26 protein-coding genes and 1 other RNA gene are annotated in these 25,286 nt (G+C 59.1%); 7 read left to right on the top strand and 20 right to left on the bottom strand.

What is annotated here, in order from left to right; translation table 11 throughout:
* The 9 genes from mraY to rsmI all read right to left on the bottom strand — a co-directional run bounded on the left by mraY (position 1) and on the right by rsmI (position 9,025).
* Entirely contained in the window at positions 1-1,083 is a 1,083-nt protein-coding gene (gene mraY, locus AC1ROI_RS19065) for a phospho-N-acetylmuramoyl-pentapeptide-transferase (RefSeq protein WP_010458126.1), read from the bottom strand.
* Entirely contained in the window at positions 1,083-2,450 is a 1,368-nt protein-coding gene (locus AC1ROI_RS19060; protein ID WP_102593542.1) for a UDP-N-acetylmuramoyl-tripeptide--D-alanyl-D-alanine ligase, read from the bottom strand. The genes mraY and AC1ROI_RS19060 overlap by 1 nt, the downstream gene beginning before the upstream one ends.
* Positions 2,443-3,906 carry a UDP-N-acetylmuramoyl-L-alanyl-D-glutamate--2,6-diaminopimelate ligase gene (locus AC1ROI_RS19055; RefSeq protein WP_010458130.1) on the bottom strand — a complete coding sequence of 488 codons (1,464 nt, stop codon included), beginning with the start codon at positions 3,904-3,906 and terminating at the stop codon, positions 2,443-2,445. Before AC1ROI_RS19055 ends, AC1ROI_RS19060 begins: the two co-directional genes overlap by 8 nt.
* Entirely contained in the window at positions 3,906-5,645 is a 1,740-nt protein-coding gene (locus tag AC1ROI_RS19050) for a peptidoglycan D,D-transpeptidase FtsI family protein (protein ID WP_169857918.1), read from the bottom strand. Before AC1ROI_RS19050 ends, AC1ROI_RS19055 begins: the two co-directional genes overlap by 1 nt.
* A complete protein-coding gene (gene ftsL / locus AC1ROI_RS19045) occupies positions 5,645-5,938 on the bottom strand; it encodes a cell division protein FtsL (RefSeq protein WP_010458132.1) in 294 nt (97 codons plus the stop codon). Before ftsL ends, AC1ROI_RS19050 begins: the two co-directional genes overlap by 1 nt.
* Positions 5,935-6,882: a 16S rRNA (cytosine(1402)-N(4))-methyltransferase RsmH gene (rsmH, locus tag AC1ROI_RS19040; protein ID WP_010458133.1), complete on the bottom strand. Its 948-nt coding sequence runs from the start codon at positions 6,880-6,882 to the stop codon at positions 5,935-5,937. The genes ftsL and rsmH overlap by 4 nt, the downstream gene beginning before the upstream one ends.
* The gene (gene mraZ / locus AC1ROI_RS19035) at positions 6,879-7,334 is read right to left on the bottom strand and encodes a division/cell wall cluster transcriptional repressor MraZ (RefSeq protein WP_008025967.1); all 456 of its coding nucleotides are present in this window, start codon (positions 7,332-7,334) and stop codon (positions 6,879-6,881) included. Before mraZ ends, rsmH begins: the two co-directional genes overlap by 4 nt.
* Positions 7,335-7,689: 355 nt before the next feature.
* Positions 7,690-8,043: RNase P RNA component class A (gene rnpB, locus AC1ROI_RS19030), an RNA gene on the bottom strand.
* Positions 8,044-8,119: 76 nt separating this feature from the next.
* Positions 8,120-9,025, bottom strand: coding sequence for a 16S rRNA (cytidine(1402)-2'-O)-methyltransferase (gene rsmI / locus AC1ROI_RS19025; protein WP_167362276.1), 906 nt, complete (start codon positions 9,023-9,025; stop codon positions 8,120-8,122).
* A 175-nt stretch (positions 9,026-9,200) separates the two neighbouring features.
* On the opposite strand from rsmI, the gene AC1ROI_RS19020 reads away from it, so the two are divergent.
* The 4 genes from AC1ROI_RS19020 to AC1ROI_RS19005 all read left to right on the top strand — a co-directional run bounded on the left by AC1ROI_RS19020 (position 9,201) and on the right by AC1ROI_RS19005 (position 12,647).
* A complete protein-coding gene (locus AC1ROI_RS19020; RefSeq protein ID WP_102593541.1) occupies positions 9,201-11,012 on the top strand; it encodes a penicillin-binding protein activator in 1,812 nt (603 codons plus the stop codon).
* Positions 11,012-11,374: a YraN family protein gene (locus AC1ROI_RS19015; RefSeq protein WP_007904371.1), complete on the top strand. Its 363-nt coding sequence runs from the start codon at positions 11,012-11,014 to the stop codon at positions 11,372-11,374. The genes AC1ROI_RS19020 and AC1ROI_RS19015 overlap by 1 nt, the downstream gene beginning before the upstream one ends.
* Before the next feature lie 104 nt (positions 11,375-11,478).
* On the top strand, positions 11,479-12,072 hold the full coding sequence (locus tag AC1ROI_RS19010; RefSeq protein WP_008025961.1) for a phosphoheptose isomerase: 594 nt from the start codon (positions 11,479-11,481) through the stop codon (positions 12,070-12,072).
* Positions 12,069-12,647, top strand: a complete 579-nt coding sequence (locus AC1ROI_RS19005; protein ID WP_010458144.1) for a BON domain-containing protein — start codon at positions 12,069-12,071, stop codon at positions 12,645-12,647. The genes AC1ROI_RS19010 and AC1ROI_RS19005 overlap by 4 nt, the downstream gene beginning before the upstream one ends.
* Positions 12,648-12,746: 99 nt before the next feature.
* Here the strand turns inward: AC1ROI_RS19005 and AC1ROI_RS19000 are convergent, their stop codons facing one another.
* The 7 genes from AC1ROI_RS19000 to rplM form a co-directional block, all read right to left on the bottom strand.
* On the bottom strand, positions 12,747-13,160 hold the full coding sequence (locus AC1ROI_RS19000) for a ClpXP protease specificity-enhancing factor (protein ID WP_010458147.1): 414 nt from the start codon (positions 13,158-13,160) through the stop codon (positions 12,747-12,749).
* 16 nt (positions 13,161-13,176) lie between these two features.
* Positions 13,177-13,794, bottom strand: coding sequence for a glutathione S-transferase N-terminal domain-containing protein (locus tag AC1ROI_RS18995; RefSeq protein WP_007905304.1), 618 nt, complete (start codon positions 13,792-13,794; stop codon positions 13,177-13,179).
* 150 nt (positions 13,795-13,944) lie between these two features.
* A complete protein-coding gene (locus AC1ROI_RS18990) occupies positions 13,945-14,727 on the bottom strand; it encodes a cytochrome c1 (protein WP_010458152.1) in 783 nt (260 codons plus the stop codon).
* On the bottom strand, positions 14,727-15,938 hold the full coding sequence (locus tag AC1ROI_RS18985) for a cytochrome b (RefSeq protein ID WP_010458153.1): 1,212 nt from the start codon (positions 15,936-15,938) through the stop codon (positions 14,727-14,729). Before AC1ROI_RS18985 ends, AC1ROI_RS18990 begins: the two co-directional genes overlap by 1 nt.
* A complete protein-coding gene (petA, locus tag AC1ROI_RS18980; protein ID WP_007905300.1) occupies positions 15,938-16,531 on the bottom strand; it encodes a ubiquinol-cytochrome c reductase iron-sulfur subunit in 594 nt (197 codons plus the stop codon). Before petA ends, AC1ROI_RS18985 begins: the two co-directional genes overlap by 1 nt.
* Positions 16,532-16,798: 267 nt before the next feature.
* Positions 16,799-17,191 (bottom strand): 30S ribosomal protein S9, encoded by a 393-nt coding sequence (gene rpsI, locus AC1ROI_RS18975; RefSeq protein ID WP_002555064.1) that lies wholly within the window; start codon positions 17,189-17,191, stop codon positions 16,799-16,801.
* Positions 17,192-17,205: 14 nt separating this feature from the next.
* A complete protein-coding gene (rplM, locus tag AC1ROI_RS18970; protein WP_007905295.1) occupies positions 17,206-17,634 on the bottom strand; it encodes a 50S ribosomal protein L13 in 429 nt (142 codons plus the stop codon).
* Positions 17,635-17,879: 245 nt separating this feature from the next.
* Here rplM and AC1ROI_RS18965 point away from each other — a divergent pair, with 245 nt between their 5' ends.
* On the top strand, positions 17,880-18,920 hold the full coding sequence (locus AC1ROI_RS18965) for an NADP(H)-dependent aldo-keto reductase (protein WP_010458157.1): 1,041 nt from the start codon (positions 17,880-17,882) through the stop codon (positions 18,918-18,920).
* 103 nt (positions 18,921-19,023) lie between these two features.
* Here the strand turns inward: AC1ROI_RS18965 and AC1ROI_RS18960 are convergent, their stop codons facing one another.
* Positions 19,024-20,160 carry an acyl-CoA dehydrogenase family protein gene (locus AC1ROI_RS18960; RefSeq protein ID WP_010458159.1) on the bottom strand — a complete coding sequence of 379 codons (1,137 nt, stop codon included), beginning with the start codon at positions 20,158-20,160 and terminating at the stop codon, positions 19,024-19,026.
* Between the two features lie 245 nt (positions 20,161-20,405).
* Here AC1ROI_RS18960 and AC1ROI_RS18955 point away from each other — a divergent pair, with 245 nt between their 5' ends.
* Positions 20,406-21,302: a GlxA family transcriptional regulator gene (locus AC1ROI_RS18955; RefSeq protein WP_169857917.1), complete on the top strand. Its 897-nt coding sequence runs from the start codon at positions 20,406-20,408 to the stop codon at positions 21,300-21,302.
* A gap of 177 nt (positions 21,303-21,479) precedes the next feature.
* Here AC1ROI_RS18955 and zapE read toward each other — a convergent pair whose 3' ends face one another.
* The 3 genes from zapE to AC1ROI_RS18940 all read right to left on the bottom strand — a co-directional run bounded on the left by zapE (position 21,480) and on the right by AC1ROI_RS18940 (position 24,675).
* Positions 21,480-22,574, bottom strand: coding sequence for a cell division protein ZapE (gene zapE / locus AC1ROI_RS18950; RefSeq protein WP_010458163.1), 1,095 nt, complete (start codon positions 22,572-22,574; stop codon positions 21,480-21,482).
* A gap of 91 nt (positions 22,575-22,665) precedes the next feature.
* Positions 22,666-24,021, bottom strand: a complete 1,356-nt coding sequence (locus AC1ROI_RS18945) for a tryptophan--tRNA ligase (protein ID WP_077748996.1) — start codon at positions 24,019-24,021, stop codon at positions 22,666-22,668.
* 24 nt (positions 24,022-24,045) lie between these two features.
* The gene (locus AC1ROI_RS18940) at positions 24,046-24,675 is read right to left on the bottom strand and encodes an alpha/beta hydrolase (protein ID WP_042932570.1); all 630 of its coding nucleotides are present in this window, start codon (positions 24,673-24,675) and stop codon (positions 24,046-24,048) included.
* A 144-nt stretch (positions 24,676-24,819) separates the two neighbouring features.
* Here AC1ROI_RS18940 and AC1ROI_RS18935 point away from each other — a divergent pair, with 144 nt between their 5' ends.
* A complete protein-coding gene (locus tag AC1ROI_RS18935) occupies positions 24,820-25,254 on the top strand; it encodes a Z-ring associated ZapG family protein (protein ID WP_010458168.1) in 435 nt (144 codons plus the stop codon).
* Positions 25,255-25,286: the final 32 nt, after the last annotated feature.

Here is a 25,286-nt window from a genome sequence, read left to right as displayed (position 1 = left end):
CTACCTCAGCTTCAGGGTGGCAAGGCCGACCAGTACGAGAATCACGGTGATGATCCAGAAACGGACGATCACACGCGGCTCGGGCCAGCCCTTGAGTTCAAAATGGTGGTGAATGGGTGCCATGCGAAACACACGGCGACCGGTCAGCTTGAAAGAAGCAACCTGGATAACCACGGACAGGGTTTCCATCACGAACACGCCGCCCATGATGAACAGGACGATTTCCTGACGGACGATTACCGCGATGGTGCCCAGGGCCGCGCCCAGCGCCAGCGCGCCGACGTCGCCCATGAAGACCTGCGCCGGATAGGTGTTGAACCAGAGGAAACCGAGGCCCGCACCGATCAAGGCACCGCAGAACACGATCAACTCACCGGCGCCCGGCACATACGGAATCAGCAGGTATTCAGCGAATTTCACGTTACCGGACAGGTAGCAGAAGATGCCAAGACCGCCGCCGACCATCACCGTCGGCATGATCGCCAGACCGTCGAGGCCGTCGGTCAGGTTGACCGCGTTGCTCGAGCCGACAATCACGAAATAGGTCAGAACGACGAAGCCTATGCCCAGCGGAATGCTGTAGTCCTTGAGCATCGGCAGGATCAGGGTCGTTTCCACCGGCGTCGCAGCGGTCATATAAAGGAAGATCGCCGCGCCCAGGCCGAACACCGACTGCCAGAAATATTTCCAGCGGCTTGGAAGGCCTTTGGAGTTTTTCTCGATCACTTTGCGATAGTCGTCGACCCAGCCGATAGCGCCGAACAGCAACGTCACCAGCAACACGGTCCAGACATAACGGTTGCTCAGGTCAGCCCAGAGCAAGGTGCTGACGCCGATGGACGACAGGATCAGTGCACCGCCCATCGTCGGGGTGCCCGACTTGGACAAGTGCGATTGTGGACCGTCGTGGCGAACGGATTGACCGATCTGACGGTTCTGCAAAGTGCGGATCATCCACGGGCCATAGCACAGCGACAAAACCAGCGCGGTCAGCACACCGAGGATCCCGCGCAGGGTCAGGTACTGAAAGACCGCGAAGCCTTTGTAGAACTGTTGCAGATACTCCGCTAGCAGCAGCAGCATTAATGTTTCTCCGGACTGGACCCGCACAAAGCGGCGACGATGTTTTCCATCGCAGCGCTGCGCGAGCCCTTGATCAAAATGGTGGTGTTTGTGTCTTGCTCGGCGCCCAGGGCCTTGATCAGCTCAGCCTGAGTGCTGAAGTGAAAGGCCTGTGGACCGAAAGCGTTCACGGCGTGAGCCATCAGTGGCCCAACGGCGTAAAGCGCGGAAACCTTGCCGCGGGCGTACTCGCCCACATCGCGGTGCCCCTGCTCTGCCCAATCGCCCAGTTCGCCGATATCTCCGAGCACCAGAACGGTGCGGCCGGAAAAGCCGGCGAGTATATCAACGGCGGCGCACATGGAGGTGGGGTTCGCGTTGTACGTGTCATCGATCACGCGCATGCCATTGCTGGCCAGTTGCGCGACGGTGCGGCCCTTGACCGGTTGCACCGCGCCGAGGCCGGTGGCGATGCCGAACAGCGACACGCCCAAGGCGTGTGCGGCAGCGGCAGCGGCCATGGCATTGGTAACGTTATGGGTGCCGAGCAGATTCAGTTGAACGCGCTCCACACCTTCAGGACTGTGCAGGTTGAAGGCCGGGCAACCGCGCGCATCGCGATCCAGGTCGCTGGCATAGAAGTCGGCGCTTGGGTTGTTCAGGGCGAACGTCAGGACTTTGCGACTGGCCGCACGGGCCTTCCAGATGCCGAACGCCTTGTCGTCAAGATTGAGCACAGCGACGCCATCGGCCTCCAGCCCTTCAATGATCTCGCCCTTGGCTTCAACGATTTTTTCCGGCCCGCCGAACTCGCCGACGTGGGCGGTCCCGGCGTTGTTGAGCACGGCCACGTGCGGCTTGGTCATGCCGACGGTGTAGGCAATTTCGCCAAGACGCGAAGCACCGAGTTCGATGACGGCCGAGGTATGTTCCGGCGCGAGTTCGAGCAGGGTCAGCGGAACGCCGAGGTCGTTGTTCAGGTTGCCACGGGTCGCCAGGACCGGGCCGCGCGTGCGCAGGATGCTGGCGAGCATTTCCTTGACCGTGGTTTTACCGCTGGAACCGGTGATCGCCGCGACCGGGTTGGTAAACGCGGCACGGTTCATCGCGCCCAGTTGGCCCAACGCTTGGCGGGTGTCCTTGACCAGCAATTGCGGCAGCGCGCTGTCGGCGACTTCGCGCTCGACCAGAGCGGCAACCGCGCCTTTGCTGGCGACGTCGTTCAAATAGTCATGACCGTCGAAGCGCGGACCGGCCAGGGCAATAAACAGTTGGCCCGGTTTGATCGCGCGGCTGTCGATACTGACGCCATCGAACGTGGCATCGGCCGCGATCAATCGTGCATTCAGTGCGCCAGTCAGCTCACTCAGCTTCAACGCTTTAAGCATGGGCCACCTCCCATGCGGTCAAGGCGTGATCGGCCTCGACCAGATCGGAGAAAGCGTGACGCTCGCCATTGATTTCCTGATAGTCCTCGTGACCTTTACCGGCCAGGACAATCACGTCATCCGCCGAAGCACTGGCGATCAACTGGGCAATCGCCTGCCCACGGCCAGCGACAAAGGTGACTTTATCCACAGCGGTGAAACCGGCGCGGATGTCATCGAAAATCAACGAAGGATCTTCGGTGCGAGGGTTGTCATCGGTGACCAGCACACCGTCGGCCAGACGTTCGACCACTTCGGCCATCAGCGGACGCTTGCCGCGATCGCGATCGCCGCCACAGCCAAACAGGCACAACAAACGGCCTTTGGCGTGTGGACGCAGGGCCATCAAGACTTTTTCCAGCGCGTCCGGGGTGTGGGCGTAATCGACCACCACCAGCGGCTGAGTGCCGCCGCCCAAGCGCTGCATGCGACCGGCCGGGCCTTCGAGTTTCGGCAGGACCTTGAGGATTTCGTCCAGCGCGTAGTCCAGGCCGAGCAAAGCGCCGACGGCGGCCAGCACGTTGCTCAGGTTGAAACGACCGAGCAAGGTGCTGCGCAAATGGTGTTCGCCCTGCGGCGTGACCAGCGTGGCGCGCACGCCTTCGTCATCGAACTGCGCTTCACGGCAATACAGGTAAGCGCTGGCATCTTCCAGGCTGTAGGTAATCAGGCGCGACTCACGTTTGTCCGCAGCCAGTTGGCGGCCGAACTCGTCGTCGAGATTGATCACCCGGCACTTCAAATCGTTCCAGGCAAACAGCTTGGCCTTGGCTTCGCCGTAGGCTTGCATGGTGCCGTGGTAATCGAGGTGATCGCGGGACAGGTTGGTCATCACCGCCACATCGAATGCCAGCGCGGTCACGCGGCCTTGGTCCAGGCCGTGGGAAGACACTTCCATGGCGACGGCTTTGGCGCCGGCCTTTTTCAGGTCAGCCATGGTCGCTTGCACGGCGATCGGGTTCGGCGTGGTGTGCAGGCCACTTTCCAGTGCACCGTAGAAGCCGGTACCCAGGGTGCCGACAATGCCGCAATGCTGGCCGAGCAAATCCAGGGCTTGTGCAACCAATTGCGTGACGCTGGTTTTGCCGTTGGTGCCGGTCACGCCAACCAGGTTCAGGTGCCGGCTCGGGTCGCCATAAAAACGACCGGCGATGTCCGACAGCTGCGCCGCCAGGCCTTTGACCGGAATCAGCGGCACGTCGGTGATCGGCAAAACGGTAGCGCCTTCGACTTCGTAAGCCACGGCAGCAGCACCGCGTTGCAAGGCATCGGCGATGTGCGCGCGCCCGTCGAGCTTGCCGCCAGGAACGGCGAGAAACAGATCGCCAGCCCGCACGTTACGGCTGTCCAGGGTCAGCTCGCGGATCAACAGATCGCGGCCGGCGTGGGCGAAAATCTTGTTCAGGCTCAAAGACATTAGCCGCGCCCTCCATTGGCTTTCAGTGGAACGACCGGTGTGGCGTTAGCGGTTTGCGTCGGTGGCAGGTTGTCCGGGGTGATGTTCATCAGGCGCAGCGTCCCGGACATCACTTTGCTGAACACCGGGGCCGATACCAGACCACCGTAGTAACCGGCTTTGGTCGGTTCATCGATCACCACCACGATTGCGTAGCGCGGATCGCTCATCGGGCCGAAGCCGGCGAACAGTGAGCGGTAGGAATTCTCGGCATAGCCTTTGGTGCCCACCGACGTCTTGCGCGCAGTACCCGACTTTCCGCCCACGTGATACGCCGGCACTTGCGCACGGAATACACCGCGCGGGGCTTCGATCACCTGGGTCAGCATGGTCTGCATGGTTTTCGCGACGGCTTCCGGCAGCACTTGCGTGGTTTGCGCTGGTTTGTCGGTTTTGATCAGGGTCAGCGGTGCGAGACGACCGTTGTTGGCCAGGGCCGAGAAGGCGTGGACCAGCTGGATCGCAGTCACGGAAATACCGTAGCCGTAGGACAGCGTGGCGGTTTCAGCCTTGCGCCATTCGCGGTAGTTCGGCAGGTTGCCGACGCGTTCGCCCGGGAAGCCGAGACCGGTGTCCTGGCCGAGGCCGACTTTCTGCGCGAGGCGGAAGATGGTTTCGCCGCCGATATCGAACGCGACCTTACTCATGCCGACGTTACTGGAATTGATCAGGATGCCGGTCAGGTCTAGCACCGGGCCTTCGGACTTGGAGACATCCTTGATGGTGTATTTACCAATCTGCAAAGTGCCCGGGTACACCTCGACGGTGTCGCTCGGTTTCCAGCGCCCGGTTTCGATCGCGGCACTCATGGAAATGGCTTTCATGGTCGAACCCGGCTCGAACACGTCGATCATGGCGCGGTTGCGCATCATCGCCGGTTGCAGGTTGCGACGGTTGTTCGGGTTGTAGGTCGGCTGGTTGACCATGGCGAGGATCTCACCGGTCTTCACGTCCATGATCACCAGGCTGCCGGCCTTGGCACCGTTCTCGATGATCGCGTTACGCAGCTCGCGGTTGGCCAGGTATTGCAGACGCAGGTCAATGGACAACGCCAAGGGCTTGCCGGCCTTGGCGTTTTTGGTGACCTGGACATCCTTGATAAGTCGGCCACGCCGATCCTTGATGACCTGTCGCTTGCCGGGGACGCCGGCCAGCCATTCGTCGTAGGCCAGTTCGACCCCTTCACGACCGTGGTCATCGATGTCGGTAAAGCCGACCATGTGCGCGGTGACTTCACCGGCCGGATAGAAACGCCGGAACTCTTCGATGCCGTAGACACCCGGCACTTTCAGGTCGAGCACGGACTGGCCTTGCTCGGGAGTCAGCCCGCGCACCAGGTAGATGAATTCTTTGTTGGCCTGGGCTTCGAGACGTTCGGCCAGGGCTTTAGGGTCTTGGCCCAGCGCGGCCGCCAGGGCTGGCCATTTCTCTTTGGCCAGCTGCATTTCCTTGGCGTTCGCCCACAGTGTGGTGACCGGGGTACTCACGGCCAAAGGCTCGCCATTACGGTCGGTGATCAGACCACGGTGAGCCGGAATCGGAATGTGACGAACGCTGCGCGCATCGCCCTGACCTTTAAGGAAGGCACGGTCGACGACTTGCAGGTCGATGATACGCCAGCAAATCGCCGCGACCATGATGCCGAGCAAGCCCAGCACCAGGCGGAAACGCCATGGGAACAGTGCGCCTTCGAGTTTCATCATGGCGCCACCATCTGCACTTCAGCGGCGCCGGGAATGCGCATCTTCAGTTGCTCGGTGGCCAGCACTTCGATACGGCTGTGCGCAGTCCAGGTGCTCTGCTCGAGAATCAACCGGCCCCACTCCGCCTGCGCCTTGTCGCGCACGCTCAACTCGGCGTACAGCGAGTTCAGCAACTGACGGTTCCAGTGGGCGCTGTACGACACGCCGATGGCCGACACGAGCACGCCAATAAACAGCAGCAGCATGAAAAAGCTTCCGCCGGGAAGAGGCTTGGCGAAAAGCTTGCTCACCGCAGCTTCTCCGCGACGCGCATGACAGCGCTCCGGGAACGTGGGTTGGCTTTGAGTTCGGCCTCGGAGGCGGACTGCGCTTTGCCATGGATTTTGATGATCGGTTCGAACGCGACGTGACGGACCGGCAGGTTGCGCGGCAGGTTGTCGGCTTCGCCTTTTACCAGCTTGCGCATGAACAGTTTGACGATGCGGTCTTCCAGCGAGTGGAAGCTGATGACGACCAGACGGCCGCCGATCTCCAGGCAGTCCAGTGCGGCTTCGAGGCCGGCTTCCAGGTCGCCCAGTTCGTTGTTGACGTGAATACGCAGGCCCTGGAACGCACGGGTGGCAGGGTTCTTGCCCTTTTCCCATGCCGGGTTGGCGACTTTCAGGACTTCAGCCAGGTCGGCCGTGCGCTCGAACGGCTTGATGTCGCGACGCTCGGCTACGGCACGGGCCATGCGGCCGGAGAAACGCTCTTCGCCGTATTCCTTGAATACGCGGGCGATCTCTTCCACCGGTGCGGTGTTGACGAATTCGGCAGCGCTGATCCCGCGGGACGGGTCCATGCGCATGTCCAGCGGGCCATCATTGAGGAAACTGAAGCCGCGCTCAGGGTCGTCGAGCTGTGGCGAAGACACGCCCAGGTCGAGCAACACGCCGCTGACCTTGCCGTGCAGGCCACGTTCGGCCACTTCCGAACCCAGCTCGGCAAAGCTGCGTTGTACAACGACAAAGCGGCCGTCTTCGGCCGCTAGCGTTTGCCCGGTGGCAATCGCTTGAGGATCTTTGTCGAATCCGAGGACCCGACCATCGGGGCCGAGCTGGCTGAGGATCAACCGACTGTGCCCGCCGCGCCCGAACGTACCGTCCAGATAGCAGCCATCAGGACGTACGGCGAGAGCCTCCACGGCTTCGTCAAGCAGTACGGTGATGTGGTTAAAGCCGCTATCAATAGTCACAGGATCAAATCACGCAGTTCATCAGGCATGGCGCCCGGTTGTTGAATAGCAGCCAGGTCAGCGGCAGAAACCGCATCCCAGGCATCCTCGTCCCACAATTGGAACTTGTTCAGTTGGCCTACCAACATCGCGCGCTTATCCAACCTGGCATATTCACGAAGACGCGGCGGAACCAGAAAACGACCACTGCCATCGAGCTCGAGGTCGACGGCATTACCAATCAGCAAACGTTGCAGGCGGCGGTTCTCTTCGCGAAGCGAAGGCAGTGCGCGCAGTTTGGTTTCGATAATTTCCCACTCATCGAGGGGGTAAACACACAAACACGGATCAACGGCATCAATTGTGACGATCAGTTGACCGGAACTACGCGAAACGAGCTCGTCACGGTACCGGCTCGGCATAGCGAGACGGCCCTTTGCGTCGAGACTGATAGCGTTAGCTCCGCGAAACACGTCAGCGTTTCTCCAAATATTAGCGTTTTACGCTCAAAAAACCCACTTCATGCCACTTTCCGCCACTTGCGCACACTATAGGAATGCGGCCACCGCACCGTCAAGGCGCGGTTTAAAGGAAAAGCCTTACAGAACTGAGATTTAGGAGGGTAAACGGAGGGGTAACGACAATCTGACGGCTGAATTTGCCCAATAACTTGAATCAGCACAGAAGGCTGCGTTCGAAAGTTAAAGTAGTTTGTTAAGAGTAAGATTTTTTCGGTATTACGAAAGTGTTCTGGCAACGATTCTGGAAGGAGGGAAAATGCTACTACCAGCGCCCTGCTTAAATGATTAAAGCAGGGAGGAGAAAAAGGTGGAGAGTCGATCTGTAAGCCGGGTTCTGTCTTGAACAGTCATTCGTCTACGATGGCCATCACTGGACATCTTTAGCAACCTACCCGGTCCCAGCGCGGGCCACGCCTTGGGACCCTATTTGGTCTTGCTCCAAGTGGGGTTTACCTAGCCACGAACTGTTGCCAGACGTGCGGTGCGCTCTTACCGCACCTTTTCACCCTTACCGGCGCCGAAGCGCTTAGGCGGTTATTTTCTGTGGCACTTTCCGTAGGCTCACGCCTCCCAGGCATTACCTGGCACTTCGCCCTATGGAGCCCGGACTTTCCTCCCCCCCCTAATTTTCATAGAGGGCAGCGACTGTCCAATCGACTCTCCGCCGCGAAGGTTAACGGCAGAGCGGCCGAAGAACAAGCGCTAAACGCCTTTGGCTGCTCCTGTGCGTCGGGTTTTTACTCGCCCTTCTGTTTATCCAGCGCCACCTGATAGAGCACATTCTTGCGCTCACCGGTAATTTGCGCCGCCAATGCCGCCGCACGCTTGAGCGGCATCTCTTCAAGCAACAGATTGAGGATGCGCATGGCCTCACTGCTGACCGCGTCCTCGGTCTCGGGTACAGACCAGCCCGCCACCAACACCACACACTCGCCACGCTGCTGATTGCTGTCCGACTCGACGAACTCACGCAGCTCGGCCAGCGGCAGGCCTTTGAGGGTTTCGAAGGTTTTGGTGATTTCACGGGCCAACAACGCCGGACGTTCAGGACCGAACACCAGCTCCATGTCTTGCAGGCACTCAAGGATGCGATGCGGCGCTTCATAAAAAATCAGTGTGCGCGGCTCTTCCTTGACCAGTTCAAGACGAGCACGACGACCGACCGCCTTGGCAGGCAGGAAGCCTTCGAAAATGAAACGGTCCGACGGCAGCCCCGCCGCCGACAATGCCGCGATCAATGCACAGGCACCCGGAACCGGCACCACATTGATCCCGGCGGCACGAGCCTGACGCACCAGGTGATAACCCGGATCGGAAATCAGCGGCGTGCCAGCATCGGAGATCAGCGCCACATCATCCCCCGCCAGCAATCGCGTGATAAAGCGGCTACCCTCGTCGCGCTCGTTGTGCTCATGGCACGCGGCCAGCGGCGTGGGAATGCCGAAATGCTGCATCAGGCGCTGTGAGTGACGGGTGTCTTCGGCGGCAATCAACGCGACGTCGCGCAGGATCTTCAGCGCACGCGCACTGATGTCGTCCAGGTTGCCGATGGGCGTCGCCACCACATAAAGCGAGCCAGCAGCGGAATTCAAAGCACCTGGAGCAGTCAAAGCGCACACCTCATGATCGGTAAAAGGCGACATTGTAGCGCGTAGCGGCGCTTGCGATCGCCCCGCCCTCCTCGGGTTTTTCAGGCGTTTGTGCAGCGCTGCAACATTTGTACGAGCTAAATTGATCGATTCACGCCAGTAACATCGCGCCCCGGCCAGTGCTTGGGTACAATTCCACGCTAATTTGATCGAGTATCAGGAACACTACATGATCGCTTGCCTGCGGCTGTTCACTGCCCTCTGCCTCGCTGCCTTGCTGGCGGCTTGCGCCAGCTCGCCCTCCTCCAGCCTTGGCGAACTTCCACGGACCCCTGACGCCAGTATCGAGCAGCTGCTCGAACAGGCCGCTCAAAGCAAGGACCCGGAAAAAGCTGCGTTGCTGCGCCTGAGCGCGGCCGACCTGGCCTATCGTCAGGGCAATGCCGGCCAGTCCGCGCAAATCCTGCAACAGGTTCCGGTGGAACAACTCAAGCCCGGCCAACAGGTCTTCGCCAGCACCCTGGGGGCTGAACTGGCCATGGCGCGCAATCAGCCCAAGGCGGCGTTGACTGCCTTGAGCCATCCGAGCCTGCAACGCCTGAGCGAGTTGCCGGTCGAGCAACAGGTTCGCACCGGCACTGTCCATGCTCGCGCCCTTGAGGCCGACGGACAGACGCTGGCCGCCGCACGGGAGCGCATTTTCATCGCACCCATGCTCGAAGGTGAAGCCGCCGCCAAAAACCACGAAGCGATCTGGACCCTGATCGCCTCGCTGCCAACCGATCAACTGCAGCCCACCACCAATGATGACCTCGGCGGCTGGATGGGCCTGGCACTGGCGGTGAAAACCGCCGGAACCCTGGAACAGCAGCAAGCCGCGATTGACAACTGGCGCGCCCAGAACCCTAAGCACCCGGCTGCCATTCAGTTGCCTCTGCCACTGACCAAGCTCAAGGAACTGGCCAGCCAGCCCCTCAGCAAGATCGCCCTGCTGCTGCCGCAAGACGGCCCGCTGGCGTCGGTCGGCAAAGCACTGCGCGAAGGCTTCATGGCTGCGCACTACCAGGCTCAACAAGCCGGGCAGAAGCCGCCTGCCATTGAGTTCTATGACAGCTCGAAACTGACTTCGATGGACGAGTTCTATCGCAAGGCCCAGGCCGATGGCGTGCAACTGGTGGTCGGTCCGCTGGAGAAGCCACTGGTCAAACAGCTCAGTGCTCGCCCGCAACTGCCGATCACCACCCTGGCGCTGAACTACAGCGAAGGTGAACAAGGTCCGGCCCAGCTGTTCCAGTTTGGTCTGGCCGCTGAAGACGAAGCCCGTGAAGTGTCTCGTCGTGCTCGCGCCGACGGCCTGCATCGCGCCGCCATCATGGTGCCGAAAGGCGAATGGGGCGATCGCGTGTTGCGCGCATTCAGCCAGGACTGGCAAGCCAACGGTGGCAGCATTGTCGCGACCGAGCGCGTTGACCAACCGGTTCAACTGGCCCAGCAGATTGCCGACATGTTCCAGCTGCGCCAGAGCGAAGGTCGCGCCAAGAGCCTGCAAAGCACCGTCGGCTCGCAGATAGCAGCCCAGCCTTCGCGCCGTCAGGACATCGAGTTCATCTTCCTGGCTGCCACTCCGCAACAGGCCCAGCAGATCAAACCGACCTTGAACTTCCAGTACGCGGGCGACGTGCCGGTTTACGCCACCTCCCACGTGTTCAGTGCCAGCGGCGACGTGAACCAGTACAACGACATGAACGGCATCCGCTTCTGCGAAACCCCGTGGTTGCTGGACGCCAATGATCCGCTGCGCAAACAGGTCACCGCACAATGGCCGCAAGCCGCCGGCAGCCTCGGCCGCCTCTACGCAATGGGCGTTGACGCCTATCGCCTGGCACCGCGACTGGGGCAACTCAAGGCACTGCCGGACAGCCGTATTGAAGGTCAGTCGGGCAGCCTGGGCATGACTCAAAACCAGCGCGTGGTGCGCCAGTTGCCTTGGGCACAGTTCGTCAGCGGTCAGGTTCAACGCCTGCCGGATACCTCACGCTGATGCCTGACAGGTCACGCCAGCAAAGCGGTAAAGATGCCGAGCGCCATGCGCTCGAGCATCTTCAACAGCAAGGTCTGCGCCTGCTGGCGCAGAACTGGTTGTGTAAACGCGGCGAGCTTGATCTGGTCATGCTTGATGGCGATACAGTAGTATTCGTTGAAGTCCGCTATAGAAAAAACACCCAGTGGGGTGGAGCGCTCGACAGCATCGATGGGCGCAAACGGCAGAAACTGATTTTCGCCGCGCAGTATTTTCTTCAGCGCGAGTCGCGTTGGGCCAATTCCCCCTGCCGCTTCGACGTGGTTGCCATCGACAGCAACCTCGATCAGTTGAACTGGTTGCAGAATGCCTTCGATAGCTGATCGCCTGCGCCCCGAAGCGCACACCTTTACCCAACACTTTTGCTCTTTGCTTTGCGGGCTGCACATTCATGTGCCGAGTAGCCGCGCTAATTAAGGTCACACAGATGGACATGCAATCCCGAATTCGCCAGCTTTTTCAGGCCAGTATCGACACCAAGCAAATGGCGATGGACGTACTTGCACCGCACATCGAGCAAGCCAGCCAGGTAATGGTCAACGCCCTGCTCAATGAGGGCAAAATGCTTTCCTGCGGCAACGGTGGCTCCGCCGGTGATGCCCAGCACTTTTCGTCCGAGCTGCTCAACCGCTTCGAGCGCGAACGTCCGAGCCTGCCCGCCATTGCGCTGACCACCGACAGCTCGACGATCACCTCGATCGCCAATGACTACAGCTACAACGAAATTTTCTCCAAACAGATCCGTGCACTGGGCCAACCGGGTGACGTATTGCTGGCGATTTCCACCAGCGGTAACTCGGCGAACATTATTCAAGCGATCCAGGCCGCGCATGATCGCGAAATGATTGTCGTAGCATTGACTGGTCGCGATGGCGGCGGCATGGCGTCGTTGCTATTACCCGAGGACGTCGAGATTCGCGTACCGGCCAACGTCACCGCACGTATTCAGGAAGTCCACCTGCTGGCGATCCATTGCCTTTGCGATTTGATCGACAGCCAACTGTTCGGGAGTGAAGAATGACCCCTAATCGCCTAGGCCTTCTGGCCTTGACCCTCTGCCTCGGCATCAGCGGCTGCACTTCGGTGGTTAAAGCCAGCCGTGAAGCCCCCATTGAAGATGACCGCGGTACGCGCACCTTCGGCAGCAAGATCGATGACTCCCTGATCGACACCAAGGTCGGCGTGAACGTCGCCAAGGCCGATCCTGCCCTGGACAACGATTCGCACATCGTCGTCACCAGTTTCAACGGCGTCGTGCTGCTCGCCGGGCAAACACCGACTGCCGAGCTCAAGGCCAAGGCCGAACAGGCTGCCGCCGCGGTCCAGCGCGTGAAGAAGGTGCATAACGAACTGCAGGTCCTGCCGCCCTCCGGTTTCCTTGCCCGTCAGAACGACACCTGGCTGACCTCCAAGATCAAAACCCAGATGCTCACCGACCCGAACATCCCGGGTTCGCGCATCAAGGTCGTCACCGAGAACGGCATCGTTTATCTGCTGGGCCTGCTGACCAAGCAGGAAGCGGCGCAGGCTACCAATCTGGTGCAAAGCGTTTCTGGCGTGCAGAAGATTGTGAAGTTGTTTGAGTACATTGACTGATATGGCTTATCGGCGATGGTGCTCTTAAAGACGCCTTCGCCGGCAAGCCTGGCGCCTACATGAAATAAAAAAGGGTGATCCTTGCGGATCACCCTTTTTTTATTTCACCACTTTCAAACTGGGTCGACCGCTGGGACGCGGTGGTTCGCTGTCGGGCGGCGGAATGTCATCATCCGGCTCGATATCTTCCACGTCTTCCATAGGCGATTCCAGATCGAACACCATGCCCTGACCATTCTCCCGGGCGTAAATACCCAGGATCGATGCGATAGGCACGTACAGAGTGTGCGGCACGCCACCGAAGCGCCCTTCGAAGCTGACCGCTTCGTTGTCCATGTGCAGATGACGCACGGCAGCCGGCGATACGTTCAGGACAATCTGTCCGTCACTGGCAAAACCCTGAGGCACCTGCACCGATGGATACTCGGAATTGACCAGCATGTGCGGGGTGCAATCGTTGTCCACAATCCACTCATAGAGCGCGCGGACCAGATAAGGTCGACTGGAGTTCATAGCGGCTCCTTAAGCCTTAGCGCATATCGCGTTCGACACCAGACAGACTCGCCTGGAAAGCCTCACGCGCAAACGAGCGCTCCATGTAATCAAGCAACGGCTTGGCAGGCCGCGGCAGTTCAATACCCAGAATCGGCAAACGCCAGAGTATTGGCAATAGGCAGCAATCCACCAGACTTTGTTCCTCGCTGAGGAAAAACGGCTTGTCGGCAAACAACGGCGACACGCCAGTCAGGCTTTCACGCAACTCTTTACGAGCCACGACGCGGGCGGCTTCCTTGGTCCGCGAATCCAGGATCAGATCCACCAGACCACACCAGTCACGCTGAATACGATGGATCAGCAGACGGCTGTTGGCACGCGCCACAGGATAAACCGGCAGCAAGGGCGGGTGCGGGTAACGCTCATCCAGATATTCCATCACCACGGTTGACTCCCACAACGCCAGGTCACGATCGACCAGGGTGGGCAGACTTCCGTAAGGGTTCACTTCAATCAGTTTAGGCGGCTGGCGACCAGCTTCCACGTAAATGATCTCTGCGCTGACACCCTTCTCTGCAAGTACGATGCGCACTCGGTGGGAATAGTGGTCGGCGGGGTCGGAGTAACAGGCCAACCGATTGGTCACGCCCATGGCGGTCCTCCTCGCTTGTTGAAATTATCGGAAGCGGAAAAACGCACGCGCCCAGAGGACGCCTCCCGTAACGTCTGGCTTGCCAGACTCGTTACACCTTCAGAGACGCCCCTGGGCGCGTGCGATTAACAGCAATTGCTTACAGCTTTATCAATGGACGTCTTTCCAGTATTCACGCTTGAGCAAGTAAGCGAATACGAAGAAGAACGCCAGGTACAGCAACACATAGGTACCGATGCGCTGATGCTCCAGCTTAACCGGGTTAGCCGAGTAAGCCAGGAAGGTTACCAGATTCTTGACCTTCTCATCGAACTGCTGTTCGGTCAGAGCACCGCTCTTCGGCACGATGGTCAGCTGATCGCACGCTTCATGTGTCAGCGCGTTACCGGTCAGCGGATCATATTGCTTCTTGCCGTCTTCGACGATCGGAACCTGCTTGCAACCGACAACCTGACGACCTTGCAGGCCAACCAGGACGTTAGGCATACCCACGTTCGGGAAAACCTTGTTGTTCACACCCCAAGGACGCGACGGATCTTCGTAGAAGGACTTCAGGTAACCATAAAGCCAGTCCGTACCACGAACACGCGCTACCAGAGTCAGGTCAGGCGGTGCGGCGCCAAACCAGGTCTTGGCGTCAGCCGGCTGCATGCCGATGCTCATGTGGTCGCCAATCTTGGCGCCAGTGAACACCAGCTTCGAGAGCATCAGGTCATGCGGGATGCCCAGGTCATCGGCAACACGCTCGTAGCGCTGGAACTTGGCGCTGTGACAACCCATGCAATAGTTGGCGAACGTACGTGCGCCGTCCTGCATGGCCGCTTTGTCAGAAACGTCGATATCGACCTTTTCCAGTTCAGGAGCACCGGCCGTCGACGCGAAGGACAACACAGGCATGGCAGCAAGAATCAGTACAGCAAATAGCTTTTTCATCAGCCAGTCACCCTTTCCGGAACCGGTTTGGTCTTCTCGAGCCTGGTGTAGAACGGCATCAGAATGAAGTAGGCGAAGTACAGGAAGGTGCATACCTGCGACAGCAGCGTACGACCCGGCGTCGGAGCCAGAACACCCAGAACGCCGAGGATCACGAACGAGACGCAGAACACCACCAGCCAGATTTTGCTCAGCCAGCCTTTGTAGCGCATCGACTTGACGGGGCTGCGATCCAGCCAAGGCAGGACGAACAGCACAGCGATGGCCGCGCCCATGGCGATAACGCCCAGGAGCTTGTCTGGAACCGCCCGCAGAATCGCGTAGAACGGTGTGAAATACCAGACTGGAGCGATGTGCTCAGGGGTCTTGAAGGCGTTCGCCACTTCAAAGTTCGGCTTCTCGAGGAAGTAGCCGCCCATTTCCGGGAAGAAGAACACGATCGAGCAGAAGATGAACAGGAACACCACCACGCCGACGATATCTTTCACGGTGTAGTACGGGTGGAAGGCAATGCCGTCCAGCGGTACGCCGTTTTCGTCTTTGTGTTTCTTGATGTCCACACCGTCCGGGTTGTTCGAACCGACTTCGTGCAGCGCCAGGACGTGCAGCACCACCAGACCGAGAATCACGATCGGCAGGGCCACGACGTGCAGGGCGAAGAAGCGGTTCAGGGTAATACCGGAAATCAGGTAGTCACCGCGGATCCACTGGGTCAGGTCGTTACCGATGACCGGGATCGCACCGAACAGCGAGATAATCACCTGGGCGCCCCAGTAGGACATCTGGCCCCACGGCAGCAGGTAGCCCATGAAGGCCTCAGCCATCAGCGCCAGGTAAATCAGCATGCCGAAGACCCACACCAGCTCACGCGGCTTCTGGTACGAACCGTAGAGCAAGCCACGGAACATGTGCAGATAAACCACGATAAAGAACATCGAAGCGCCGACGGCGTGCAACATACGCAGGATCGAGCCGTACTCGACGTCGCGCATGATGTATTCAACGGAAGCAAACGCTTCTTCCGCCGATGGCGTGTAACTCATGGTCAACCAGACACCGGTAACGATCTGGTTGACCAGAACGAGCAGCGCCAGGGAGCCAAAGAAATAGAAGAAGTTGAAGTTCTTCGGGGCGTAGTACTTGCTGAGATGGTCTTCCCACATTTTGGTCGCGGGAAAGCGTGCATCAACCCAATCCATGAACTTGCTCATCACGCTTTCTCCGTATCGACGCCAATGACAATGATGTCATCGGTCTCATAGGAATGCGGGGGAACTGGCAGGTTCAAAGGCGCAGGTTGCGACTTGTAGACGCGGCCAGCCAGATCGTAGTGGGAACCGTGGCAAGGGCAGAAATAACCACCTACCCAGTCCTTGCCCAGATCCGCAGGTGCCACTTCTGGACGGAAGGTCGGCGAGCAACCCAGGTGCGTGCAGATACCGATCAGCAGCAGAACTTCTGGCTTGATCGAACGCGTTTCCGGGTCGACATAGGTCGGTTGTGTCGAGTTCTTGGAGGTCGGGTCAGACAGCTGGCCCTCGATCTTTTTCAGATTCCCCAGGATTTCCTCGGTACGGCGGACAATGAACACCGGCTGACCGCGCCACTCAGCAATCATCTGCTGACCTGGTTCGATTTTGCTGACATTCACTTTCACCGGTGCACCTGCGGCTTTCGCCTTGGCACTGGGAAACCATGACCCCACGAACGGGACCGCAGCCCCCACCGCTCCTGCAGCACCCACCACGGATGTGGCTGCTACCAAGAAGCGACGCCGGCCTGCATTCACGCCGTCATTGCTCATTCAGTCCTCTCCCATCAGCTTTGTGGCCTGTTAAATCAGGCGTCTACTAAGTAAAAATCTGAACTTATAAAAATTTTGCCGAATGGTAATGAAAAGCCCCAATTCTGACAAGGTAATTACCGAGGGGCTTCACTGCCAAGCCTTGCAGTATAGGGCTTCTACGGCTGTGGCAAGTTGTCACAGCGCAATTCTTTGATAAATCGCGCCCATAAAAAAACGCCCAGCTTCGCGAGGAAACTGGGCGTTCTTTTTGAACGCGAAAGCGAATTAACGCTTCGAGTACTGCGGACGCTTACGCGCTTTACGCAGACCAACTTTCTTACGTTCAACTTCACGAGCATCGCGAGTAACGAAGCCAGCTTTGCGCAGAGCGCCACGCAGGGTTTCGTCGTACTGCATCAGAGCGCGAGTGATACCGTGGCGGATTGCGCCAGCTTGACCACTTACACCGCCACCGATAACGGTGACGTAGATGTCGAACTTTTCAACTGTCTCGGTCAATTCCAGCGGCTGACGAACTACCATGCGGGCAGTTTCGCGACCGAAGAAATTATCCAGGGAGCGGTTGTTGATCGAGATGTTACCAGTACCCGGACGCAGGAAAACGCGTGCGGTTGCGGTCTTGCGACGGCCAGTGCCGTAATTTTGAGTCGCCGACATAATGAACTATTCCGTTAAAACTTCAGTTCTTGGGGCTGCTGAGCAGTATGAGGGTGTACAGCGCCCGCATAGACTTTCAGCTTACGATACATGTCGCGACCCAGCGGGTTCTTAGGCAGCATGCCTTTGACCGCGGTCTCGATCACGCGCTCAGGGGCTTTGGCGATCAGCTTTTCAAAGTTGATCGACTTGATGCCGCCCGGGAAACCGGAGTGGGAGTAGTAGATCTTGTCGGTGGTTTTAGCACCGGTTACACGAATCTGCTCGGCATTGATAACGACGATGTAATCGCCGGTGTCAACGTGAGGAGTGTACTCAGCTTTATGCTTGCCACGCAGACGGCTCGCGATTTCGGTGGCCAGACGACCCAGGGTCTGACCTGCAGCGTCGACGACAAACCAGTCGCGCTGTACTGTTTCCGGTTTAGCAGTAAAAGTTTTCATTCTTTATAGCCTCAGGGGCCGCCCTGTAAATTAGACGGCGGATCTTACTGAATAGTGCGTACTTTGACAAGTCAAAGGCAGCCGGATACAGACGCTTTCGGGGGCTCGGGTCGGCGCGTCCGTTCAACGGCAAGATTCTTCGGCGGCGGCGCATCACTTCCACTGCAGAAAGAGGTGCGCAATTATGCAGATTGCGAAAAATAATTCAACCTGCTTTTATGATTGTTTTGCCCAAGGAGCACCCGATGGACTATCGCCAGCTAGGCCGAACCAATCTGAACGTGAGTGCCATCTGCCTCGGAACCATGACCTGGGGCGAGCAAAACACTGAAGCTGAAGCCTTCGCCCAGATCGAACGGGCCAAGAACGCCGGGATCAATTTCATCGACACGGCCGAAATGTACCCGGTGCCGCCGAAGGCCGAAACCTACGCCACTACCGAACGCTACATCGGCAATTACTTCAAAAGTCGCGGTGATCGCTCCGACTGGATCCTCGCCAGCAAAATCGCCGGCCCCGGCAACACCATCGATTACATCCGCGATAAAAACCTGCGACACAACCGCCAGCACATCACTGAAGCCGTGGATGCCAGCCTCAAGCGCCTGCAAACCGACTACATCGACCTCTATCAGCTGCACTGGCCGGAACGCAGCACCAACTTCTTCGGCCAGCTCGGTTACAAACACCAGACCGAAGCCAACCTCACGCCGCTGGAGGACACCCTCGAAGCGCTGGACGAGCAGGTCAAGGCCGGCAAGATCCGCCACATCGGCCTGTCCAACGAAACGCCATGGGGCACCATGCGCTTCCTCGCCCTGGCCGAAGCCCGTGGCTGGCCGCGCGCGGTCTCTATCCAGAACCCGTACAACCTGCTCAACCGCAGCTTCGAAGTCGGCCTGGCGGAAATCGCCATCCGCGAACAGTGCGGCCTGCTCGCCTATTCGCCGCTGGCGTTCGGTTTCCTGTCGGGCAAGTACGAAGGTGGCGCACGTCCACCAAAAGGCCGCCTGAGCCTCTACAGCCGCTTCAGCCGCTATTTCAACCCGCAATCGGAAGCAGCGTGCAGCCGTTATGTCGCGCTGGCCCGGGAACACGGCCTGGACCCGGCGCAAATGGCGTTGGCGTTTGTCAATCAGCAGCCGTTTGTGACCAGCAACATCATCGGCGCCACAACCCTGGAGCAACTGGAGAGCAACATCGCCAGTTTTGAGCTGAAACTTTCCGATGAAGTGCTGGCGGGGATTGAGGCGATTCACAAGGATCACCCGAACCCGGCGCCTTGATCGACTCATAGTCCCCATCGCGAAAAGCTCGCTCCCACAGGTTTTGCACTATCCCTGTAGGAGTGAGCCTGCTCGCGATGAGGGCCTGACAGTCACCGCAAAATCAAAGCGACCGCGCAATAATCTCCTTCATGATTTCATTGGTCCCCGCATAAATCCGCTGCACCCGCGCATCGGCCCACGCTCGGGCGATCGGATATTCCCACATGAATCCGTAACCGCCATGCAACTGCACGCATTCGTCGAGCACCTTGCATTGCAGGTCAGTCCCCCAATACTTGGCCATCGCGGCGGTCGGCACATCCAGCTTGCCTTGCAGGTGCAACTCGAGGCAGCGATCAACGAAGACCCGGCCGATCTGGATTTCAGTCGCCATCTCCGCCAACTTGAAGCGCGTGTTCTGGAAATCGGCAATCGCCTTGCCGAACGCCTTGCGTTCACGGGTGTAATCGAGCGTCCATTTCAACGCAGCTTCGGCCGACGCCAGCCCGCCAATGGCGACGGTGAGGCGCTCCTGCGGCAACTCCTGCATCAGGTAAGCGAAGCCCATGCCCGCCTGCCCCAACAGATTCTCCTTGGGGACCCGCACGTCCTGGAAGAACAACTCCGACGTGTCCTGAGCCTTCATGCCGACCTTTTCCAGGCGCTTGCCCTTGTCGAAGCCCGGGGTGTTGGCCTCGACCAGAAACAGACTGGTGCCCTTCGCGCCGGCCTTCGGATCGGTCTTGGCCACGACAATCACCAGATCAGCCAAAAAGCCGTTGGTGATGAAGGTTTTCGATCCGTTGATCACGTACTCGTCGCCATCCAGCACGGCGGTGGTTTTCACCCCTTGCAAGTCGGAACCGGCGCCCGGTTCGGTCATGGCAATCGCGGTAACCATTTCGCCGGACACCAGTTTCGGCAGGTATTTGTGCTTCAGCGCTTCACTGCCGTAATGCAGGATGTACGGCGCCACAATGTCCGAATGCAGAGAAAAACCGATGCCAGTCAGGCCGAGACGACCGACCTCTTCGATCACGACAGTGCTGTAGAGAAAGTCCGCCCCCAGCCCACCGTATTCCTCCGGCAGGTGCGAACAAAGCATCCCCGCCTCCCCCGCCTTGTTCCAGAGTTTACGGTCGATGTAGCCTTGTTTTTCCCATTGCCCGTGGAACGGCACGGCCTCTTTTTCGAGGAACGTTCGCACGCTGTCGCGAAACAATTCGTGCTCGGAACTGAACAAGGTTCTGGGGATCATGCGGCACCTGTCATTAATTGTTGGAAGAAGTTGACCTTCAGAGACTAAGCCCCGCATCCGATACAGGACACTGGACACATCAGACAAAAAATAAGACGATCCAGCCGTCTGGTGACCACTTTCCCCTATAAGAATAAAGTTGAATTATGTCTAACCAAGTCTCCACGCCCTTGCGGCGCGTCAGCATCCTGGCTATCGACCGGGTTTTCGCTTCCACCCTCATGCAAGCCAAGGATTTCTTTCATCTGGCCAGCCTGCGATATGGCAAACAACTGGGCCAGGGCCTGACACCGGCGTTCGAAACCCGGCTGGTCAGCCCCGACGGCAAACCGGTGAACAGCTTCAGCGATGTGATCATGCCGGTGGACGGCGGCCTGGAAAATGCCGACGTTATTATCCTCCCGGCCTTCTGGGACGATTTCGATACCCTTTGCCAACGTTATCCACAGGTCCTGCCCTGGTTGCGTCAGCAACACGCTCGCGGCGCCGTGCTTTGCGGTGAGGCCACCGGGGTGTTCTGGCTTGCCGAGGCCGGCCTGCTCAACGGCAAGGAGGCGACCACCTATTGGCGCTTCTTCAATGCCTTCGCCGAGCGTTTCCCACAGGTTTATCTCAATCAGGACAAGCACCTGACGGACGCCGACAACCTGTATTGCGCAGGCGGCACCACCTCGGCATGCGACCTCTACATCTACCTGATCGAACGTTTCTGCGGCGCCAACGTCTCCCAGGCCGTGGCCCGGGACATTCTCTACGAAGTGCAGCGCAGCTATTCGCCAGGACGCATCGGCTTCGGCGGACAGAAATTGCACCAGGACGTGATCATCCTGCAGATCCAGCACTGGCTCGAAGAACACTTCGCCGACAAATTCCGCTTCGAAGACGTCGCCCGCGAACACGGCATGAGCATCCGCAACTTCATGCGGCGCTTCCAGACCGCCACCGGCGACAAGCCCCTGCATTACCTGCAACGCCTGCGCATCGAAACCGCCAAGGGTTTGCTGTCGGGCAGCCGCAAGAGCATCAAGACCATCAGCTATGAAGTCGGTTATGACGATGCGAGCTTCTTTGCGCGGCTGTTCCGCCAGCACACTGAGTTGTCGCCGAATCAGTACCGGCAGCAGTTTCAGCAAGCCGCCTAAGCTGAAACCCAACACCCGTCCGATGTGGGAGCGAGCCTGCTCGCGAAAGCGATAAATCAGTCACATCAATGCTGGATGTGCCGCCGCCTTCGCGAGCAGGCTCGCTCCCACAGGAAATCTGCGGTGAATAAAAAAGGGCCTGCATATGCAGGCCCTTTTTTTATTGTCCGAATCGTCCTACGGCTTGTGCGCCCGGGACAGGAATTCGTGCGACTGCATTTCCAGCAGACGGCTGAGCGTGCGCTGGAATTCGAAGTTCAGGCGACCGCCGGTATAGAGGTCCTTGAGCTCGACTTCAGCCGAGATGATCAGCTTGACGTTACGGTCGTAGAACTCGTCGACCATGTTGATAAAGCGTCGAGCGATGTCGTCGGTGGTGACGCTCATCTGCTCGACACCGCTGAGCAACACGGCGTGGAAAATCTTGCCCAGCTCGATGTAATCGTTCTGGCTGCGCGGGCCGTCGCACAGTTCGCGGAAGTCGAACCAGGCCACGTCATCGCAGGTGCGCACGGCGCGAATTTCGCGGTTCTCGATCATCAGCACGTCATTCTCGATGGCGGCCGTGCATTCCGGAGTCAGGGCGCGGAAGCTTTTGCGCAGGCTTTCCTGAGCGGCTTCGTCCAGCGGGAAGTGGAACAGCTCGGCTTGCTCGAGGTGGCGCAGACGATAGTCGACGCCGCTGTCGACGTTGACGATGTCGGTGTTCTGTTTGATCAGCGCGATGGCCGGCAGGAAGCGCGCACGTTGCAGGCCATCCTTGTACAGACCGTCCGGCACGATGTTCGAGGTCGCAACCAGGGTCACGCCATTCTTGAACAGCTCTTCCATCAGCGTGCCGAGGATCATCGCGTCGGTGATGTCGGACACGAAGAATTCATCGAAACAGATCACCCGGGCTTCATCAGAGAAGCGCTTGGCGATGATGGTCAGCGGGTTCTTCTCGCCGCCGAGGGTCTTCATCTCTTCGTGCACGCGCTTCATGAAGCGGTGGAAGTGAGTGCGGACCTTTTCCTTGAACGGCAACGCTTCGAAGAAGGTGTCGACCAGGTAAGTCTTGCCGCGACCCACGCCACCCCAGAAATACAGGCCCTTGACCGGTGCCTGATCTTTCTTGCCAAACAGTTTGCCGAGCAGGCCCGGCTTGGTGTTCGACGCAGCGACCAGATCGTCGTACAGGCGCTGCAAATGACGCACGGCGGTTTCCTGCGCGGCGTCATGGAAGAATTCCGGGCGTTTCAGATCAGCTTGATATCGTTCTAGGGGCGTCATAATTCGTTAGCAAGGCAACAAAAACGGGCCGTCACTGTAGCGACGGCCCGTGGGAATGGCAATCGGCCCTTGGTCGGGTCGAGCCGTTGATTTATTCCTGAACCGGTGTCAGCGCAACCCGCAGGGCGTCGATGGCGACGTCGCGAGCGGCGTTGTCAGCAAAGGTCGGGCTGTCGGCCACGCACTCGCCTTCCAGCCAGACGCTGAAGCTCTGCTCTTCACTGCGCACATCCAACGGCTGGCCCGATTGCAGCTGCTTGGTCACTTGACCAGCGGTTTTGCCGTCGGCGAAGTTGCGCGACAACAGCAGTTGCTCGCCATCGGCCGCCAGCAGACGGAAACGGAAACTGCTGTCTTCTTCGCGGAAGCTGACAAAACGCGCGGCTTTCGCGGCTTTCTTCTTGGTGGTGGCAGCGACCTGAGTCTGGGCGACGAAAGAGCGCAGGCCGACCGCTTCGCGCAGTTCGTGGAGGAACGGCGTGGCGACCGAACGGGCTTTTTTCGCGCCGAGTTGCAGCATGTCTTCCAGGTCCGCCGGGCGTTCGATCAGTTGGTGATAACGCTCGCGGGACTCGCCCAGCTCGCTATCGAGCAGTTGGAACAGGCGATTCTTCGCCTCGCCCCAACCCAGGCCCTGCAACAGTTCGCTGCGGAATTCATCGGACTGTGCCGGCGTGGCAAACGCCTGGAACAGGGTGAACAGGTGCGAGTTGTCCGGATCCTTGGCTTCGCCCGGCGCGCGGGAGTCGGTGACGATCCGCGAGATCGCGTCCTTCATTTCCTTGGCGCTGCTGAACAACGGAATGGTGTTGTCGTAGCTTTTCGACATCTTGCGACCGTCGAGGCCTGGCAGCGTGGCGACGCTTTCTTCGATCAGCGCCTCCGGCATGGTGAAGAATTCTTTGCCCTGGCCGAACAGGTGGTTGAAGCGCTGGCCGATGTCGCGGGCCATTTCCACGTGCTGGATCTGGTCACGACCGACCGGCACCTTGTGGGCGTTGAACATCAGGATGTCCGCGGCCATCAGCACCGGATAGCTGTACAAGCCCATGGTGATGCCCGCATCCGGGTCTTCGCCGGTCTCGACATTCTTGTCCACCGAGGCCTTATAGGCATGGGCGCGGTTGAGCAGGCCCTTGGCGGCAACGCAGGTCAGCAGCCAGGTCAGCTCGGGGATTTCCGGGATGTCGGACTGGCGATAGAACGTCACACGATCCACATCCAGGCCACCGGCCAGCCAGGTCGCGGCGATTTCCAGACGCGAGCGCTGGATGCGCAGCGGGTCGTCGCATTTGATCAGGGCGTGGTAGTCGGCCAGGAAGTAGAACGAATCGGCATTGCTGTCACGGCTGGCCAGGATCGCCGGGCGGATGGCGCCGGCGTAGTTGCCCAGGTGCGGCGTGCCGGTAGTGGTGATGCCGGTGAGGATACGGGTACGAGTCGTCATGGGTAATCGCTTGTCAGACTGCAATCAATTCGAAAGGCGCGGCAGGATCAGATCCTTGAGATCGGTCAGCTTGCCATGAAAAAAGTGTCCGCATTCTGCCACTTTCAGCAGCTCATGGGGGCGTTCGAGCTTGTCGGACCATTCGTAAACAAGTGGCGGATCGATCACTTCGTCGGTTTCCGGCTGGATCAGGGTCAGTTCACCCTGCTGCGGCAGTTGATCCTGATCGCCCAGGCGCATGACAGCCGGCGCGACCATAAACAGATGCTTGAGCTGTTCGCCCTTGGCTTCCAGGCGTCCGCCGAGACTTGCTGCAACAAAACCACCAAAGGAGAAACCGAACAGGGTCAGCGGCAACTCGGGGTGTTTGGCCCGTAGCCATTCGGCAACGGCTTGGGCGTCGTCGACTTCGCCGGTGCCCATGTCGTGGGTGCCTTCGCTGGCACCGACGCCACGGTAGTTGAAGCGCAAAGTAATCAAACCGGCGTCGCGCGCGGTGCGCTGCAGGGTCGAGACGACTTTATTGAGCATGGTGCCGCCCTGCACCGGGTTCGGGTGGCAGATCAGCGCGATGCCGCGCGGCTGCTCATTATCAAGATAAAGGGCTTCCAGTTGGCCGACCGGGCCATCAATCACTACAGGGGTTTCGCGCATAAGCAAGGAAGGAACTCCGTGACCTCGAATCGGGTCGACTCGTCTAGCAAATTGTCTGTGCCAATCTATTGCGAGTGAATCGCGGTATACAGCGCAGGTTCGAGCCGTTAACGTAAAGCAAAGCCGTTTATAGAGGAAGGACTCGTGGAACACTCGCTCTTAGTTTGGTTGTTGCCGACTCTTGCCCTGGTTGTGGGTGTCGCCATTGGTTTCCTGATCGCTCGTTTGGTGCCGAATGCCGCGCCTAGCAGCACCCAACGTCAGCTGGATGACATTCAGGAACGTTTCGACAGTTATCAGAACGAGGTGGTCACCCACTTCAACAGCACTGCAAACCTGGTCAAGAAGCTGACTGCGAGCTATCAGGAAGTGCAGGATCACCTCGCCGAGGGTGCCAACCGCCTGGCCCTGGACGAGCAGACTCGTCAACGCTTGCTGGCCGCCCTGCACGCCGATTCGGCACAGGCTCCACGGGAACGCCTGACGCCACCGCGCAATCAGGAGCCGCCTCGCGACTACGCCCCCAAAGCTCCGAACGCGCCGGGCATGCTCGATGAGCATTACGGCCTGAAGAAGTAATCAGGTCTCGCGCGACACCAAAAACCTCGGAC

Source organism: Pseudomonas sp. GW823-FHT02C02 (assembly GCF_058797635.1).
The sequence above is the reverse complement of the archived record's forward strand: the minus strand, read 5'-3'. Positions and strand labels throughout refer to the sequence as shown.